Below are 18,131 nucleotides of genomic sequence, written 5' to 3' on the forward strand. Positions count from 1 at the left end.
CCCGCTCGCGGCGCACGATTGTTACGGGGGCGTTTCGCTTTTATGCTGAATGCCCTCGTTTGCGTATGCCGCCCACCGAGAAATACGACCATTTGGGGCAAAAAGCCTTGCAATGCAGAAAATACTTTTGTGTGGTAAAGCGCAATCAGGGCCGAAAGTTTTTGCCGAGTGCCTATAATGAATACCGCATGTTACGTGCATAGAAGGAGGAATGGGAGGAAACGTGGCTGAGAACCTAAGCAACCAGTCTGTACCCGAAGCCGCGGCGCGTGTCGCTGCCGTGGTCAACCGCCTCGTTAACCGAATCGGCTCGAATGCCGAGTCCAAGGAGCGTCTCGCCGAGATCGAGATTCCTGAGGAGCTGCGCGACGATCTGGCGCTGTTCTTGCGCCTGGAGCGCCGTGTGCTTAGCGAGTATGATCCCGAGATCACAGACCTGTTCGACAAGATTTTGACAGCCGAGATTGTGGCCAACGCCGGAAACCCCGGTACGCGTGCTGCCGACGAGTCCGTCGACGAGCAGGGCGTGCCCACTGCCGACGAGCCCACCGCCGTGGCGTTTCGCGAGGTCGTCGATCTGATCGACAGTCTGCCGCTCGATAAGCAGCAGGTTATCGTCCGCGCCTTTACGAGCTTCTTCCATCTGGCAAACCTGTCGGAGGAGAATTACCGCGTGGCGCAGCTGCGCGAGCGTGAGGCCGGCGCATCGACCGATACCGAGGTCGATCCCGCCAACGAGCTCACCGTTGCCTATCACCAGCTGGTGGATGAGATGGGTGTCGAGGGCGCCAACGAGCTGCTCGGCAAGCTTGAGTTCCACCCCGTCTTTACCGCGCATCCCACCGAGGCCCGTCGCAAGGCCGTCGAGGGCAAGATTCGTCGTATCTCCAACCTGCTGGAGGAGCGTCCGCGTCTGGGCGGCTCCGACCTGGTGGAGAACGAGCGTCATATGCTGCAGGAGATTGACGCCCTGGTTCGCACGAGCCCCATCGCGTTGAAGAAGCCCACGCCGGTCGAGGAAGCCGATACCATCATCGACATCTTCGATAACACGCTGTTTGACGTCATTCCCGTCATCTATCGTCGTTTTGACGACTGGGTGCTGGGTGATAAGGCCGGCACCGTGCCGCCGCTGTGCCCGGCGTTCTTCCATCCCGGCAGTTGGATCGGCTCCGACCGCGACGGTAACCCCAACGTCACCGCCAGGGTGAGCCGCGAAGTCGCCGCCAAGTATTTCACCCATATGGTGCTCAAGCTCGAGGACAAGTGCCGCCGTATCGGTCGCAACCTCACGCTCGAGGCCACCTACAGCAAGCCGTCTGCCGAGCTCATCAACCTGTGGAACCATCAGGTCGAGATGAGCACCCAGTACACCGCACGTGCTGAACTGATCTCCGAGCACGAGCCGCATCGCGCCGTCATGCTCGTCATGGCCGATCGTCTGAACGCCACCGTGCGTCGCATCACCGACACCATGTACCACAGTGCCGATGAGTTCCTGGATGACCTGCGCGTCGTCCAGCGTTCGCTGGCTGCCTGCGGTGCCGTCCGTGCCGCCTACGGCCCGGTGCAGACCATTATCTGGCAGGTCGAGTCCTTCGGCTTCCACATGGTCGAAATGGAGTTCCGTCAGCACTCCGTGGTGCACGCCCGCGCCCTCAAGGATATCCACGAGAACGGTATCCATGGCGATTTGCAGCCCATGACGCGAGAGGTCATCGACACCTTCCGTGCCATCGGTTCCATCCAAAAGCGCTACGGCAAGAAGATGGCGCACCGCTACATCATCTCGTTCACCAAGAGTGCCCAGCATGTGGCCGACGTCTTTGAGCTTGCCCACCTGTCCTTTGCACACGAGGAGGATGTCCCCGAGCTCGACGTGATCCCGCTGTTCGAGCAGCTCGAGGATCTCGAGGGCTGCGTCGACGTGCTCGATCAGATGCTTACGCTGCCCGTGGTGCAAAAGCGCCTTGCTCAGACCAACCGCCGCATGGAGGTCATGCTGGGCTATTCCGACTCCTCCAAGGATGCCGGTCCTACCACGGCCATGCTCGCGCTGCACTCCGCGCAGGAGCGCATTGCCAAGTGGGCCGAGAAGAACGATATCGACCTGGTGCTCATGCACGGTCGCGGCGGTGCCGTGGGCCGTGGTGGCGGCCCGGCCAACAAGGCCGTGTTGGCGCAGCCCAAGGGTTCGGTCAACTGCTTCTTTAAGCTCACAGAGCAGGGCGAGGTCATCTTTGCCCGTTACGGCAACCGCACGCTGGCTCAGCGCCATGTTGAGTCCGTTGCCGCCGCAACGCTTTTGCAGTCGGCCCCGAGTGTCGAGAAGACCAACACCGAGACCACGCAGAAGTTCTGGGATATGGCCGAGAAGCTTAACGCCGCAAGCCACGAGCGCTATCTGGACCTGCTGAACACCGAGGACTTTACACCGTGGTTCTCGACCGTGACGCCGCTGACCGAGGTCGGCTTGCTGCCGATCGGCTCGCGTCCCGCCAAGCGCGGCCTGGGCGCCAAGTCACTCGACGACCTGCGTACTATTCCGTGGATCTTCAGCTGGAGCCAAGCGCGTATCAATCTGGCCGCTTGGTACGGCCTGGGTACCGCCTGCGAGCAGTTTGGCGATTTGGACCAGCTTAAGGCTGCCTACCAGGAGTGGCCGTTCTTCCGCACGTTCATCGACAACATCGAGATGTCGATTGCCAAGACCGATCAGCGCATTGCCAAGATGTATCTGCATCTGGGCGACCGCGATGATCTGTCCAAGAAGGTCTTTACCGAGATGCAGCTCACCCGTAAGTGGGTCCTTGCCATCGTCGGTGACGAATGGCCGCTGCAGCGTCGTCGCGTGCTCGGCTGCGCCGTTCGCGTGCGCAACCCCTACGTCGACGCCCTGTCCATCGCCCAGGTCCGCGCCCTTCGCGAGGTGCGTATGAACCAGGACGAGATGGCCGAGGAGAAGAAGGCCGAGTACATGAGCCTGATTCTTTCGACTGTGACCGGCGTCTCGGCAGGATTGCAGAACACGGGGTAATCGATAGCCCTGTAGTCGTCCGGGCCCGCCATCAGCTTACTTTTAGGCACGTCCTCGGACATGCAAGAAGCCCTCGCTGCGCACTTTGTGCGGCGAGGGCTTCTTGCGTCCTGCGGAGTGTGCCTAAAAGTAAGCTGATGGCGGGCCCTGCGATGTCCGGTCTTCGGCGGATTACTGGCTGGGGGAATAATGGCGCGCTTCGCGCGTTTTGGATGGGGCTTGTCCCGGCGGCGCGTTTGGCGCTTCGCGCCTCGCGTCTTATCGATTGGGATTGAGATGCATGTGGCGCTTCTCGATTTACGACTGTAGCGGCCGCGGTCCCGTTTGGGATCGCGGTTGTTTTGTTGTGCTTCAAATATGAACGTTGTGTTAATGAGTCGGTGGACGGTGGTGTTTTTCGGTGAGCGGCGTATCCTTCCAACGGTTTATCTAGTGTGTCAGTTGAAAGGAAGAGGGCGCTCGTCATTGTTTGAATGTGAACTGCCGTTTGACCACAAGACGTTGCATCTGGAGCTCGAGGACAAGAACTTCGCTGGTGTGATGGAGGGTCATCAAAACGAATTTAAGACCACTAAGTCGCAGGAAGAGCTGGTAGAGGAGTCACTTGCCAACCCTTATGGCTCACCTTCGCTCGAGGAGCTTTGTGCTGGCAAGAAGGACATCGTCATCATCAGCTCCGACCATACGCGTCCTGTTCCTTCGCGTGTGACGATGCCTATTCTGCTGCATCACATCCACGCTGCCGCTCCTGAGGCACGTGTGCGTATTCTTGTCGCGACCGGTATGCACCGTCCCTCGACGCACGAGGAGCTCGTCAACAAGTATGGCGAGGAGATCGTCGCCAACGAGGAGATCGTCATGCATGTTGCGACCGATGACAGCATGATGAAAAAGATCGGCACCCTGCCTTCTGGTGGCGAGTGCATCATCAACAAGGTTGCCGCCGATTGCGATCTGCTGCTCGCCGAGGGCTTTATCGAGCCGCACTTCTTTGCCGGTTTCTCTGGTAGCCGCAAGTCCGTGCTGCCCGGCATCGCCAGCTATAAGACCATCATGTACAACCACAACGGTCAGTTTGTGAACGACTCCCATTCACGTGCCGGCAACCTGTGCCACAACCACGTGAGCGAGGACATGTTTGCCGCTGCCGAGATGGCTCACCTCGCCTTTGTGCTCAACGTGGTGCTTAACGGCAAGCACGAGGTCATCGGCTCCTTTGCCGGCGACATCCACAAGGCTCACGAGGCCGGCTGCGAGTTCGTGAAGAGCCTTGCCGGCGTTGAGCCCGTCGAGTGCGAGATTGCCATCACCACCAACGGTGGCTATCCGCTCGATCAGAACATCTATCAGGCCGTGAAGGGAATGTGCGCTGCCGAGGCCACACTTCCCGAGGGCGGTGTGATTATCGATGTCGCCGGTTGTGCCGACGGTCACGGTGGCGAGGGCTTCTATCACAACATCGCCGACAATGATCCGGCAGAGTTTGAGCGCGCCTGCATCGACCGTCCTAAGGATGAGACCCTGCCCGACCAGTGGACGAGCCAGATCTTTGCACGCATCCTGGCGCATCACCCTGTGATCATGGTCACCGACCTGTGCGATCACCAGATGCTCAAGGATATGCACATGACGCCGGTCAACACTATCGAGGAGGCGCTCAAGCTCGCCTTTGAGATGAAGGGTGCCGATGCCAAGGTGGCCGTCATTCCCGATGGCCTGGGCGTTGTCGTCGCTCAGCACTAGTGCGCGGCCCAAACGAATCGTTTGTAACCGACAAGAAAGATAAGGTTTTATGCTTACCAAACTCCTCTGCGAATTCGGCGCAACGGCCCTCATGATCATCTTTGGCGTGGGCGTGCACTGCGATACCGTGCTTAAGGGCACCAAGTATCAGGGCTCCGGCCATATGTTCGCCATCACCACCTGGTCTTTTGGCATCTCGGTCTGCCTGTTTGTCTTTGGCGGCGCCGTGTGCATGAACCCCGCGATGGTGCTTGCGCAGTGCATCGTCGGTCTGGTGCCGTGGGGCAACTGCATCCCCTTTATGCTCGCTGATATGCTCGGCGGCTTTGTGGGTGCCGTGATCGCGTGGTTGATGTATGCCGATGAGTTCAAGGCCTCCGAGGGCGCCGTCGACCCCATTGCACAGCGCAATATCTTCTCGACCAACCCCACCACCGAGGGCACCAACTATGCCCGTAACTTCTTCTGCGAGGCTATCTGCACCTTTGTGTTCATCAGCGCCATCCTTGCTGTCGCTAGCCGCGCCGGCGAGAACGTTTTGATGCTCGCTATCTGCGTCGGTCTGATCGTTTGGGCTGTTGGTATGGGCATGGGCGGCATCACCGGCTTCGCCATGAACCAGGCTCGTGACCTTGGTCCTCGCATGGCCTATCAGGTGCTGCCGATCAAGAACAAGGCCGACAACAACTGGAAGTACGGCCTGCTCGTTCCTGGCATCGCGCCGTTTGTCGGTGCTATTGTCGCCGCGCTGTTTGTGCATGGCTTCTTGGGCATGTTCTAGTCGAAGGACGGCTCTATAAGGTTCGGGCTCGGCAAGGGTTTACTTTCCAACGCGTCCTCGGACATGCAAAAAGGCTCGCTGCGCACTTTGTGCGGCGAGCCTTTTTGCGTCCTGCGGAATGCGTTGGAAAGTAAACCCTTGCCGAGCCCTGGGCATTCTTGGCTGTGTTCGAACAAGCAACCCAACATATATATCTGAATTTGGATGTGAGGGGCGCTTTGTTTTTTGGTGCCCTGAGATGGGGGCGAGATTTTGGAATGAGAGGCTAACTTAGTTGAAGAGGGGCTGTATGGCTGATAGGTAGTCTTTGGCTACTTCGGCCTTATCTGCTTGGAAGTTGTGCCAGGCCCACCATTGGACCATTCCTACGAAGCTTGAGGCTATGTGGTGTAGCAGGAAGCTTCGGTCCATGGTGCCAGCGGGGCCGTTTGGGTCGGTAGGGACGGTTTCGGCTGCTCGTGACATGATGGTCTTGCGTAAACAGTCGGCGAAGACGCGTGAGCCGGCGCCGGCTACGAGGGCTCGAACGCCCTGGCGGCGCTCCCAGAGGTTGTTGAGGATATGCTCGACCTGCACGAGTGGGTCGTCGAGCGGTGTACCATCGTCGTCGAGGGCGTGGGTGCAGATGTCGTTCACGAGCTCGGACAGTAGGTCTTCTTTGCTCTTAAAGAGGCTGTAGAATGTCGCGCGGCCTACGTGAGCGCGCGCGATGATGTCACCGACGGTGATCTTGCCGTAGTCCTCCTCGCGTAGGAGTTCGGAAAACGCCGTGACAATAGCGGCACGGCTTTTGGTTTTGCGGGCATCCATGGCTATGCATCTACGCGAACCAGCAGGCAACGGAGCGTGCCGGAGCAGCCCTCGTAGGGGCGCTTACCGGCGCCGTAGCCGACGGCCTCGATGCGGTAGCGGGCCGGCAGGTGCTCGGACGTGCGCAGTGCGGCTACGATGGCGGCGCCCGTGGGCGTCACGAGCTCGCCGGCGACCGGTGCGGGCGTGAGGGCGATATTGCCTGCTTGGCATAGGTTGACGACGGCGGGCACCGGGATGGGCATAAGGCCGTGGGCGCAGTGGATGGTGCCGTGACCCTCGGAGAGCGACTCGACGACAATATCCTCGATGCCCAGGTCATCGAGGCAGATGGCGACCGAGCAGATATCAACGATGGAATCGATGGCGCCTACCTCGTGGAACATGACGGTCTCGGGCGTTTTGCCGTGGGCCTTGGCCTCGGCGGCGGCAAGTGCGGTAAAGATGGCGAGCGCGCGACGCTTGGCACCATCGCTTAGCTGCGAGCCGTCGATGATGTCGGTGACGTCCGCCAAAGAACGATGCTGATGATGGTGGGCGTGGTGATGGCCCTCGTGCTCATGGGCGTGGCCCTCATGGTCGTGCTCATGACAGTGCTCGTGTTCATGCTCACCATGGTCATGATGGTGATGCTCATGCGCGTGCTCGGTGCCCACTTCGTTGCCGTAGAGCCAGGCCATGTCGTGGTCGTGGTTCTCGAGCTTCTCTGCCAGCCGAACGTCAAAGTCGCAGGCGTCGATGCCATGCTTGTTTACACGCGTAACGGCAATCTCAAAGCCGCCGACCGGGAGCGTGGCGAGCTGCTCGCGCAGATGCTCCTCGCTGGCGCCCAGGTCGAGCAGGGCCGCGACGGTCATGTCGCCGCTGATGCCCGAGGTGCCGTCGATGACAAGCGTGTGCTGATGGTTGGACATGAAATGCTCCTTAGCAGGCGCAGGACGTGCCGGCGCCCAGATGATTGATAAGACTTGCCTGATAGGCGGCGCCGAAACCGTTGTCGATGTTGACGACCGAGATGCCGCTGGCGCAGGAGTTGAGCATGGCGAGCAACGCGGCCACGCCGCCAAAGCTCGCGCCATAGCCCACGCTGGTGGGAACGGCGATGACCGGACAGCTCACCAAGCCGCCGATAACGCTCGCCAGGGCGCCTTCCATGCCGGCGATGGCGATGATCACCTGGGCCTGGGCAAGTTCCTCAGCGTGAGCGAGCAGGCGGTGCAGGCCGGCGACACCCACGTCGTAGAGGCGATCGACCTCGTTGCCGTAGAACTCGGCCGTCAGTGCCGCCTCTTCGGCGACGGGCAGGTCGCTCGTGCCGGCACAGGCGACGACAACGCGTCCGTTGCCGGTGGGGGAGGGCTTGCCACCAACCAGGGCAAGCTGGGCGTCCGGGACATATCCCAGGTCAATGTCGTTATCGAGAAGCTCAGCGGTGCGCGCGGCTTTTTCGGCATCCAAGCGTGTGACCAGGATGCGCTCCTGGTCTGCATCGAGTAATGCTTTGATAATGGCGGCAATTTGCTCGGCGGTTTTACCGGCACCGTAGACAACCTCACCGGCCCCCTGGCGCACTCCGCGCGAAAGATCGAGCTGCGCAAAGCCCAAATCGGCGGTCGGAGCCGTCTGGATGCGCGTCAGGGCGTCGGCCGGGGTGACTGTTCCGCCGGCAACATCGCTCAGTAGCTGCTCAAGATCTCGCTTATCCATATATGTTCCCTTCGACGGCGCAAAGTCTAACACTCAAAGGGGATGTTTCCGAACACTAAGACAAAATTGTTCGGAAACTATAGGACAGACTGATTCAATTGTTAGACGGATCGGCTTGTCACGCAGGATGATGTCCATGGCAAGCATCAGGTTGCGCTCGTCGATGGCAAACGGAGCGGCTTCGCGCGTCTTGGGCTTGGCGCAAAACGCGATGCCCGTGCCCGCGGCCTGGATCATGGGGATGTCGTTTGCCCCATCGCCAACAGCGACCGTGTGGGCCATGTCGACGCCGCACTCAACTGCCCAGTCCAGCAGCTGGATGAGCTTGGACTCCTTGGTCACAATGTCGGCGGCCAGCTTACCGGTGAGCTGGCCGTCCACGACTTCCAGGCGGTTGGCCAGGCAAAAATCGATGCCCGCAGCGGCCACGATCTTGTCAGCGACCTCGTGGAAGCCGCCGCTCACCACGCCGACCTTCCAGCCCTTGCTGTGTGCCGAGCGCACAAGCTCCAACGCGCCGGGGGTAAATGTCACGCGCTCAAAGGCGCGCTCGAACACGCTCTCGTCCAGGCCGGCGAGCAGCCCCACGCGCTCCACGAGCGCTTGCTTAAAGTCCAGCTCGCCGCGCATGGCGCGTTCGGTGATCTGTGCCACCTGCCCACCCACGCCGGCCTCTTCGCCCAACAGGTCGATGACCTCCTGGTTGATGAGGGTGGAGTCGATATCCATAACGATGAGGCGTGCAGTCATGACGGGCCTTTCCAGGTGCTGTTTTATTGGGGCACATTGTCGCACGTGACGAGCGCGGGCGGGTGCCACGGTGCGTCAATTGTTTCGTCTCCGTCAAGTCTTTGGGCGGGAGCCACTTTTTCGCGGCGCATCGGCACGGGTGCGATAAGATAATACGCCATGTCTGGCTGCGCGGTTTACGCAGGCTGGGCAAATCTGTACGACGCCGCCCGGAACGACACGGGGCGGCACAGATCCATAAAGGAGGATCACTGGTATGAGCCAGACCCGTCCCATCGACGAGCATTCCATGCACACCCGTACCTGCGGCGAGCTTCGCCGCGAGAACGTGGGCGAAGAGGTTACCCTCACCGGTTGGGTGAGCCGTCGCCGCGATCACGGCGGCCTCATCTTCTGCGATCTTCGCGACCGCGAGGGCATCACGCAGCTCACCTTCGACCCCGAGCACTCCGACGGCGACGCCTTTAAGATCGCCGAGACCATGCGTCCCGAGTGGCCCATCAAGATTCACGGCGTCGTGCGCGCCCGTGGTGAGGAGACCACCAACGCCAAGCTCGTGACCGGCGAGATTGAGGTCCTGACCGACCACGCCGAGGTGCTCAACACGTCCGTCACCCCGCCGTTCCAGATCGAGGACGGCATCGAGACCAGCGAGGACACTCGTCTGCGCTATCGCTATCTGGACCTCCGTCGTCCCGAGATGATGGCCAACCTCAAGCTGCGCTCCGATTTCACCTTTGCCATTCGCGAGGCACTGCACAACCGTGAGTTCATGGAGGTCGAGACGCCCTCCCTGTTCAAGTCTACGCCCGAGGGCGCCCGCGACTTCATCGTCCCCAGCCGTATTCAGCCGGGTAACTTCTACGCCCTGCCGCAGTCCCCGCAGCTCCTGAAGCAGCTGCTCATGGTCGGTGGCGTCGAGCGCTACTACCAGGTTGCCAAGTGCTTCCGCGACGAGGATCTGCGCGCCGACCGTCAGCCCGAGTTCACCCAGGTCGATATCGAGATGGCCTTCGTGGACCAGAACGATGTCATGAGCGCGCTCGAGGAGGTCCTGTCCGATGCTTTCGGCCGCATGGGTGTCGAGATGCCCACGCCGCTGCGTCGCATGAACTACTGGGAGGCCATGGACACCTATGGCTCCGACAAGCCCGATACTCGCTACGGTATGCACCTGGTCGACCTGACCGACGTGTTTGCCAACTCCAAGTTCAAGGTCTTTGCGACTGCCGCAAACGAGGAGGGCTCTGTCGTCAAGGCCATCAACGCTAAGGGCGCCGGTGCCTGGGCACGTGCCAAGATCGATAAGCTCGCCGGCGTGGCCTCCACGTTTGGCGCCAAGGGCCTGGCCTGGATCGCTTTCCGCGAGGATGGCTCCATCAACAGCCCCATCGTCAAGTTCTTCTCGGACGAGGAGATGGCCGCTCTGCGCGAGCGCATGGACGTCGAGCCCGGCGACCTTGTGATGTTCGCCGCCGGCCCGCGCCTGCTTTCTGACGAGATCCTGGGCGGCATGCGTTCGCACATGGCCAATGCGCTCGAGATCAAGCGCGAAGGTCACGACTTCCTGTGGGTCGTCAACTTTCCGCTGTTCCATTGGGACGAGGATCGCAAGGCCTATGCTGCCGAGCACCAGCCCTTCACCCTGCCGACCGAGACCGACATCGCCAAGATCGAGGCCAATCCGTTGGCAGCCGGTTCTTGCACCTACGACTTTGTCATGGACGGCTTTGAGGCCGGTGGCGGCGGTATGCGTATCCACAACGCCGAGATGCAGATGTCCATGCTCAAGCTCCTGGGCTTTACCGAGGAGCGCGCCGAGTCTCAGTTTGGCTTCCTCATGGAGGCGCTCAAGTTTGGTGCGCCCCCGATGGGCGGTTTCGCTCTGGGCCTGGACCGCGTGTGCATGCTGCTCACCGGTTCCGACTCCATCCGCGACGTCATGGCGTTCCCCAAGACGGCCAGCGGCTCCGACCTCATGTCGGGCGCCCCGAGTGCCGTTAGCGGCGCCCAGCTCAAGGACGTCAGCCTGCGCCTGATGTAGGCAAGCGGCTACATATTGCCCGTAACGAGGGAAGGACACGTGCCTTCCCTCGTTTTTTATGCGCGGGCGTTGCGAGGGCATGGGATGACCGGGTGTCGCGGAAACTGTGTCCCAGAATTTGCACCCAGAGCGGGATGGGCTTTCCGCTAGGGCCGTTCAGCGGAAACTGCGACCCGGAATTTGCGTCCAGAGTGGGCTGCGGTTTCCCAAACAGGGCCCTTTGGGAAACTGGGGCCCAGAATCCAGCCAAATAATGGGACGCACTTTCCGGTCGAGCTTCTGGCGGGTCTCGACAAGCATCTAACGGTACAATAACTACCACGTGGCTGGGTTTTGCCGGCCGAATGTGCGACGTCGTGGGAGGGGACATGGTCGAGTTTACAAAGACGATTAAAGATCCGTTGGGATTGCATGCCCGCCCGGTTGCGCTGCTCTATGACATTATTGCCAAGCATCGTAGCAACGTATCGGTCAGCATCGGCGATCGCCATACCGACGGCCGCGATGTGATGGGACTCATGGCTCTCTACGGCGAATGTGGCGAAGACATCGTGTTCCGCGTTTCGGGCGTGGACGAGGCCTCGTGCGTCACGTCGATCAGAAACCTCTCGCTCTAAAGCGCAACAATGTGACGAAGGGACAGTCCCTTTGTCACATCTTTCTTTGTTGCATATAGGAAACTTTTCCGAAAACTGAATAGGGACCCTTTCCAAAAAGTTAGCCACGTGCTAGTTTACTGTAGCGAACATAGACGTGGTTAACTTTTGCTGCGTCGATGTTGAGGACGAACTGACGTTAGGAGCTCACTCATGTCTTGCGGACCGCAGATGCCGGCTATGCCGCTTTCGATGGTAAAAGCGGGCGAAACCGTGCGCGTGTCTCGCGTAAAGGGCAATGAGGACATGAAGCACCACCTCAAGGACCTCGGCTTTGTCGAGGGCAACGAGATTCACGTGGTGAGCTCGAGTGGCGCCAATATCATCGTCACCGTGCTCGGCGCGCGCTTTGGCATCGATACCAAGGTCGCCATGCACATCATGACTGTCGGTTAGTTCGCAGCATTCCATAAAAGCTGAAAGGGGGAAAAGAATATGAAGACGTTGGGTGACGTTAAGGTGGGCGAGAGCTCTACCATCGTCAAGCTTCACGGCGAGGGCGCGCTTCGCCGTCACCTTATGGACCTGGGACTCATCAAGGGCACTTCGTTCAAGGTCGTAAAGGTTGCACCGCTCGGAGATCCGGTCGAGATCAACGTGCGCGGCTACGAACTCTCCATCCGCAAGGAGGAGGCTGCCGTCGTCGAGGTCCAGTAAGGGCCGGTGGCACATATTTCTGCAGATAAAGTTAGGTTTTTCTAACTCAATAATGCAGTGTTGAAGCACATTATCCAGCCCGCGCGGAGAAAGCAGCGCGGGCACACAAGGAAGAAGGATTGAATGGCGGATTCTCAGATCCATGTCGCGCTGGCGGGTAACCCCAACTGCGGCAAGACCACGCTTTTCAACCTGATCACCGGCGCCAACGGCTACGTTGGCAACTGGCCCGGCGTCACGGTTGAGAAAAAGGAAGCCAAGCTCCTGAGTGACAAGAACGTCACGATTACGGACCTCCCTGGCATCTACTCGCTTTCCCCCTACAGCCCCGAGGAGCAGTGCTCGCGCGACTACCTCATGAGCGGCGAGCCCGATGTGGTCGTCCAGGTCGTCGACGCCACCAACCTGGAGCGCAACCTGTACCTGGCACTTCAGGTCATCGAGACCGGTCTGCCCGTGGTCGTTGCCCTCAACATGGCCGACCTCGTGGAGAAGAACGGCGATAAGATCGACACGGACAAGCTTTCCAAGAAGCTCGGTTGCCCGGTCATGATGATCTCGGCCCTTAAGAACAAGGGCATCACCGAGCTCTTTGAGCAGGTCAAGAAGTCGGCGGCTGCCAAGGCCGACGTGCCGGCGCATAAGTTTGATTCCGCCATCGAGGACGTTCTGACCCACATCGAGAACAACCTGCCGGCGAGCGTTCCCGCCAACAAGCGTCGCTACTACGCCGTCAAGCTGTTTGAGCGCGATGCGGACGCCTGTAAGCTCATCAACCTTACCAAGGAGAAGGCCGATCGCGTTGAGCAGCTGGTCGCCCAGTGCGAGCAGGATTGCGACGACGATGCCGAGTCCATCATCACCGGCGAGCGCTATGGCGTGATCGCCCACATCATCGACGAGTGCCTCACCAAGGCTCCGGCCAAGATGAGCACCTCCGAGAAGATCGACCGCGTGGTTACCAACCGTATCTTGGGCCTGCCGATCTTTGTGGTCATCATGTTCTGCGTGTACTACATCGCCGTTTCTACCCTGGGCGGCACGGTGACCGACTTCACCAACGACCAGCTCTTCGGCACCGACGGTTGGTACGTGCTCGGTCAGGGTCGCGATGCGTATGATGCGGCTGTCGAGGCTGTGGGTGAGGACGCTGCCGATTCGATTGACCCGGCGGAGTACGGCCCCTATGTCCCGGGTATCACCACCGTGGTGCACGACGCCCTCGTGGCGGGCGGCACCGAGGACGGTGGCCTGGTCGATTCGCTGGTCTGCGATGGTATCGTCGGCGGCCTGGGCGCCATCTTTGGCTTTGTGCCGCAGATGTTCCTGCTTTTTGTGATGCTGTCTTTCCTGGAGGACTGCGGCTACATGGCGCGCGTCGCCTTCATCATGGACCGCGTGTTCCGCCGCTTTGGCCTGTCCGGTAAGTCCTTTATCCCCATGCTCGTGTCCTCGGGTTGCGGCGTCCCCGGCGTCATGGCCACCAAGACCATCGAGAACGAGAAGGACCGCCGTATGACGGTCATGACCACCACGTTTATTCCCTGTGGCGCTAAGCTGCCGATCATTGCCCTGCTCATGGGTTCCATCATCGGCGATTCTTCCACCACCGCCGCGTGGATCAGCCCGCTCTTCTACTTCCTGGGCGTCTTTGCCGTCATTGCTTCGGGCCTCATGCTCAAGAAGACCAAGCTCTTCGCCGGTCGCCCGACGCCGTTTGTTATGGAGCTTCCTGCCTACCACTTCCCGGCGATCCGTTCTTGGGCGCTGCACGTGTGGGAGCGCTGCTGGGCCTTTATCAAGAAGGCCGGTACGGTCATCTTCGCGTCCACCGTCGTCGTTTGGTTCCTCTCCAACTTTGGCAGCTACAACGGTTCCTTTGGCTTCCTGCCTGCGATGGACGGCATCCCCGAGGAGTTCATGGATTACTCCGTGCTCGCCATGCTCGGCAACCTGGTCGCTTGGATCTTCGCCCCGCTCGGCTTTAGCACCTGGCAGGCCACCGCGCTGACCGTCTCCGGCCTCGTGGCTAAGGAGAATGTCGTCGCTACCGCCGGCTCGCTGCTCTCCGTCGCCGATGCTGGCGAGACCGACCCGAGCCTGTGGACCGCGTTTGCGGGCATGTTCCCCACCATGGGTGCTTGCGTGGCCTTTGGTGCCTTCAACCTGCTGTGCGCTCCGTGCTTTGCCGCCATGGGCACTATCCGCAACCAGATGGACTCCGGCAAGTGGACCGCGATTGCCATCGGCTACGAGTGCGCCTTCGCTTGGGTGATCGGCCTGTTCATCAACCAGTTCTACAACCTGTTTGTGTTGGGCCAGTTTGGTATTTGGACGATTGTAGCCATCGTGCTGCTGGTTGCGATGCTCTTCCAGATCTTCCGTCCCATGCCCAAGCATGCATGGACCGACGAGGACGAGACCAACACTGCTTCCGCCGCAGTTTCCGCTTAAGTCCGAATAAGGATTAGCCCCTTTCCACGAGCCCGGGTGTCCCAGCGACACTCGGGCTTTTTGGTGAGGGAGATGTGGCGTTTCCGCAGATAAAACCGACCAAAATATACCTGTCCCTTTTTGGCAGGTGGAGAATGGGGTAAAGTAAGTGGTGGTTAACTAGAGGAGGCTTGCTATGGCACCTATCGATATTGTTGTACTGGCTGTTATCGGCATTGCGTTTGTCGCCGTGTGCGTGCGCATTTATCGCAAGGGCACCTGCGCCGACTGCGCTCAAGGTGGCGTTTGCACAGGACATTGCTCCAACAAAAAGACCTGCGCCGCACTTAAGGGCGTAGACAAAATCGCCGAAGACTTGGGCCGCGGTATCAAGTAAGGTCCGTCATCCAAGCGCCTCGCGAGCATCCGTTCGCGGGGCGCTTTGCACATTTGGGGGAGAGCGCGGCGAGTTGAAGAGTGATTTTGGGGTATCGTTACCTGTACTGTTAATTGGCAACTTATCTATAACGGAGTAACCCCATGAGCGCTCGCGTAACCATGAAGGACATAGCCGCCGAGCTTGGCGTTTCCATCAATACCGTGCACAAGGCCCTGACGGGTAAGGCCGGCGTGAGCGAATCCGTGCGCTCCAAGGTGAATGCTAAGGCTGAGGCCATGGGTTACCATCGCAATACGAGTGCCTCGAGCCTGCGCCGCAAGGATATCAACCTGGTGTTTTGCCTGCCCCGCGCATCGCGCGAGGGGGCGTACTTTTTCCGTTACCTTTGGGAAGGCTGCAACCGCTTTGAGCAGGAGGTCATCGATCAGGGCATTACGGTTGAGCGCGTAGAATTTGGCGTGGGCGGCTACGCCGATGCGCTCGAGCAGATCGATGAGCGTCTGCAGGTAGGCGAGAAGATTGACGGCCTGCTTGCCTATGTTCCGGGCGATGACCGCGCGACCGAGCTTTTGAGGCAGATTGCCGAGGCGGGCGTGGCGATTGAGCTCGTCGACGGCGACCGACCGCACCTCGATCGCCTGGGTGCCAGTCTGGCGGACTATTCCGCGGCGGGCAGCCTTATGGCAGAGCAGGCGGCTAACCTGGTCCACGCTTCTGGGGCTGACGCCCGCGTGCTTCTGTTGGCGGGCGACCCCTATACCGATTCACACTACCTGACCGCCCGCGCCTTTCATAATTACCTGCGCGAACACGATATTCCATGGCAGGTTGAGGACCTTGCCGGCGCCCATGCGCAAGTCAAACAGCTCGAGCGCGAGCTTGAGCAGCGCTTGAGTGCGCCGGATGCTCCCGAGCTCATCTGTAGCGTTTTTGCCGTTGGTTCCGAGGTGGTCGCCGACGCGCTTGTTTCAAGCGGCAAGGCCGGCAAGGTCATGGTAATCGGCAACGACCTGTTCCCCGAGAGCGCCTTGGCCTTGCGCCGTGGCATCTTTACCAATATTGTCTATAAGGACCCGGTGAGCCTGGCCTACCGTGGCGCCAAGACCTTGGGCGAGTATCTGCTGTGGGGTAAAACTCCGGCGGAGCCCGTGCAGAAGGGTGCTGTGGAGATGGTGTTTGCCAGCAACGTCGACCGCTACTGCGAGCTTGCGGGAATTTAGCCGTTTAGTCAGGTACCCCCTCTTGCGACGTGCATTTTTTGGAGTATTCAGCAATGGCGTGTCCCGAAAGAGGTTAGGACGACTGTTTTAAGTGCCCCCGATGGCGTAATTCGCCATCGGGGGCATTTATTTATGCCGATTGGGCGCAATATGAGCATCAGATAGGGCTTCGAAGACGGTGCGCGGTGCGCTCCGATGCTGAATACTCCCAAAAATGCACGGCGGAACATGACCCACCTGGCTAAAGCGCTCAAGTTCGGTATTCGGGGACGCCTGCCAATTCGCAATACATACAAGTCGCGGCTCCAGTAACCGTTGAACGGGCAAAATCGACCGTTCACCCCATGGTGGTTAGGTGAACGTTCACCTTTTAAGTCGCAATGAATTAGTATAGTGAACGTTCACCTAGAGGATAACGAGCGCATCGTGCGCCCGCTCCGCCAACAAAGGGGTTGTTTGATGAAAAACTTCATGGACGATCAGGATTTCCTGCTGAGCACCAAAACCGGTGAGGAGCTGTTCCACAACTTTGCCGAGGGCATGCCCATCGTTGACTACCACTGCCACATTTCTCCCAAGGAGATCTGGGACGACAAGCGTTTTGAGAACATCACCGAGGTTTGGCTGGGCGGTGACCACTACAAGTGGCGCCTGATGCGTGCCAACGGCGTCGACGAGCGCTTCATTACCGGCGATGCCCCTGCTCGCGAGAAGTTCCAGAAGTGGGCCGAGACCCTGGGCCGTTGTGTGGGCAACCCCGTCTTTGAGTGGAGCCACCTGGAGCTTAAGCGTTACTTTGGCTACGAGGGCGTCCTGAACGGCAAAACCGCTCAGGAGGTCTGGGACCTTGCCAACGCCAAGCTCGCTGAGGCCAGCTTTACCTGCCGCAACCTGATCAAGCAGTCCAACGTCCGCATGATCTGCACTACCGACGACCCCGCCGACAGCTTTGAGTGGCACAAGAAGATTGCCGCCGACGACAGTTTTGACGTTCAGGTCGTTCCCGCCATGCGCCCCGATGCCGCCCTGCGCATCGAGCGTGGCCAGGAGTTCGCCGACTACTGCAAGCATCTCTCCGAGGTTGCTGGCGTTGAGATCAGCGACTTCGAGGGCATGAAGGCTGCCATCTCCAAGCGCTACGACGTTGCCCACGAGCTGGGCTGCCGCGCTTCCGACCACGCGCTCGACTACGTTATGTACGTTCCGGCTACCGCCGACGAGATCGAGACTATCTTTGCCAAGGGCCTTGCCGCCGAGCCGCTTGCCGAGGACGAGGTCCTCAAGTACAAGACGGCCTTTATGCAGTTCGTCGCCGGCGAGTATGTCCGCCTTGGCTGGGCCATGCAGCTGCACTTTGGCTGCAAGCGTGACAACAACCGCGCTATGTTCGCCAAGCTCGGTCCCGACACCGGCTACGACTGCGTCTCCAACTACACGCCGTCCGACCAGCTGGCCGATTTCCTCAACTCCATCCAGGAGGCCATGGGTCTGCCCAAGACCATTCTGTACAGCCTGAACCCCATCGACAACACCATGATCGATACCGTGATGGGCTGCTTCCAGGAGGCTCCGACCGCCGGTAAGATCCAGAACGGCTCTGCCTGGTGGTTCAACGACAACGAGATCGGTATGCGCGAGCAGCTCACGGCTCTGGCTAACGAGGGCGTGCTGGGCAACTTTGTGGGCATGCTTACCGATTCCCGCTCCTTCCTGTCCTACCCGCGTCATGAGTACTTCCGTCGCGTGCTGTGCGGCGTGATCGGCGAGTGGGTCGAGCAGGGCAAGTATCCGGCCGACATGGAGCTGCTGGGAGCCATCGTGCGCGACATTAGCTACAACAACGCGGTCCGCTACTTTGGCTTTGACCTGGATACCGTCGAGGCCTAAACCCGC

Annotated in this window: 15 protein-coding genes; 11 read left to right on the forward strand and 4 right to left on the reverse strand. The window is 59.9% G+C overall.

Features of this window, described 5'->3' with window-relative positions:
- Positions 1–223 precede the first annotated feature (223 nt).
- From DXD39_RS07355 to larD, 3 genes are all read left to right on the forward strand, one after another.
- Positions 224–3,037: a phosphoenolpyruvate carboxylase gene (locus DXD39_RS07355; protein ID WP_369832139.1), complete on the forward strand. Its 2,814-nt coding sequence runs from the start codon at positions 224–226 to the stop codon at positions 3,035–3,037.
- A gap of 465 nt (positions 3,038–3,502) precedes the next feature.
- Positions 3,503–4,780, forward strand: a complete 1,278-nt coding sequence (gene larA, locus DXD39_RS07360) for a nickel-dependent lactate racemase (RefSeq protein WP_233541139.1) — start codon at positions 3,503–3,505, stop codon at positions 4,778–4,780.
- Between the two features lie 49 nt (positions 4,781–4,829).
- A complete protein-coding gene (larD, locus tag DXD39_RS07365) occupies positions 4,830–5,561 on the forward strand; it encodes a D/L-lactic acid transporter LarD (RefSeq protein WP_117803639.1) in 732 nt (243 codons plus the stop codon).
- 270 nt (positions 5,562–5,831) lie between these two features.
- Here larD and DXD39_RS07370 read toward each other — a convergent pair whose 3' ends face one another.
- From DXD39_RS07370 to serB, 4 genes are read right to left on the reverse strand one after another with little or no spacing between them, the layout of a single operon-like run.
- Positions 5,832–6,371, reverse strand: a complete 540-nt coding sequence (locus DXD39_RS07370; protein ID WP_117803640.1) for a TetR/AcrR family transcriptional regulator — start codon at positions 6,369–6,371, stop codon at positions 5,832–5,834.
- 2 nt (positions 6,372–6,373) lie between these two features.
- A complete protein-coding gene (locus DXD39_RS07375; protein WP_117803641.1) occupies positions 6,374–7,285 on the reverse strand; it encodes a LarC family nickel insertion protein in 912 nt (303 codons plus the stop codon).
- 10 nt (positions 7,286–7,295) lie between these two features.
- Entirely contained in the window at positions 7,296–8,078 is a 783-nt protein-coding gene (gene larB / locus DXD39_RS07380; protein ID WP_117803642.1) for a nickel pincer cofactor biosynthesis protein LarB, read from the reverse strand.
- A gap of 33 nt (positions 8,079–8,111) precedes the next feature.
- Complete coding sequence (serB, locus tag DXD39_RS07385) at positions 8,112–8,828, reverse strand: phosphoserine phosphatase SerB (RefSeq protein WP_233541140.1); 717 nt, start codon at positions 8,826–8,828, stop codon at positions 8,112–8,114.
- A gap of 256 nt (positions 8,829–9,084) precedes the next feature.
- Here serB and aspS point away from each other — a divergent pair, with 256 nt between their 5' ends.
- The 8 genes from aspS to uxaC all read left to right on the forward strand — a co-directional run bounded on the left by aspS (position 9,085) and on the right by uxaC (position 18,125).
- A complete protein-coding gene (gene aspS / locus DXD39_RS07390; protein ID WP_117803643.1) occupies positions 9,085–10,872 on the forward strand; it encodes an aspartate--tRNA ligase in 1,788 nt (595 codons plus the stop codon).
- Positions 10,873–11,240: 368 nt separating this feature from the next.
- The gene (locus DXD39_RS07395; protein WP_158564421.1) at positions 11,241–11,489 is read left to right on the forward strand and encodes an HPr family phosphocarrier protein; all 249 of its coding nucleotides are present in this window, start codon (positions 11,241–11,243) and stop codon (positions 11,487–11,489) included.
- A 192-nt stretch (positions 11,490–11,681) separates the two neighbouring features.
- Positions 11,682–11,924, forward strand: coding sequence for a FeoA family protein (locus DXD39_RS07400; protein ID WP_233541141.1), 243 nt, complete (start codon positions 11,682–11,684; stop codon positions 11,922–11,924).
- A 39-nt stretch (positions 11,925–11,963) separates the two neighbouring features.
- Positions 11,964–12,185, forward strand: coding sequence for a FeoA family protein (locus DXD39_RS07405; protein WP_006234774.1), 222 nt, complete (start codon positions 11,964–11,966; stop codon positions 12,183–12,185).
- A 123-nt stretch (positions 12,186–12,308) separates the two neighbouring features.
- Positions 12,309–14,639, forward strand: a complete 2,331-nt coding sequence (locus DXD39_RS07410; protein WP_117803645.1) for a ferrous iron transporter B — start codon at positions 12,309–12,311, stop codon at positions 14,637–14,639.
- 175 nt (positions 14,640–14,814) lie between these two features.
- Positions 14,815–15,015: a hypothetical protein gene (locus DXD39_RS07415; protein WP_035136858.1), complete on the forward strand. Its 201-nt coding sequence runs from the start codon at positions 14,815–14,817 to the stop codon at positions 15,013–15,015.
- Between the two features lie 143 nt (positions 15,016–15,158).
- On the forward strand, positions 15,159–16,238 hold the full coding sequence (locus DXD39_RS07420) for a substrate-binding domain-containing protein (protein WP_117803646.1): 1,080 nt from the start codon (positions 15,159–15,161) through the stop codon (positions 16,236–16,238).
- A gap of 459 nt (positions 16,239–16,697) precedes the next feature.
- Entirely contained in the window at positions 16,698–18,125 is a 1,428-nt protein-coding gene (uxaC, locus tag DXD39_RS07425) for a glucuronate isomerase (RefSeq protein WP_117803647.1), read from the forward strand.
- Positions 18,126–18,131 lie beyond the last annotated feature (6 nt).

The sequence above is a fragment of the Collinsella sp. TM04-29 genome, assembly GCF_003466565.1.
Lineage (GTDB): Bacteria > Actinomycetota > Coriobacteriia > Coriobacteriales > Coriobacteriaceae > Collinsella.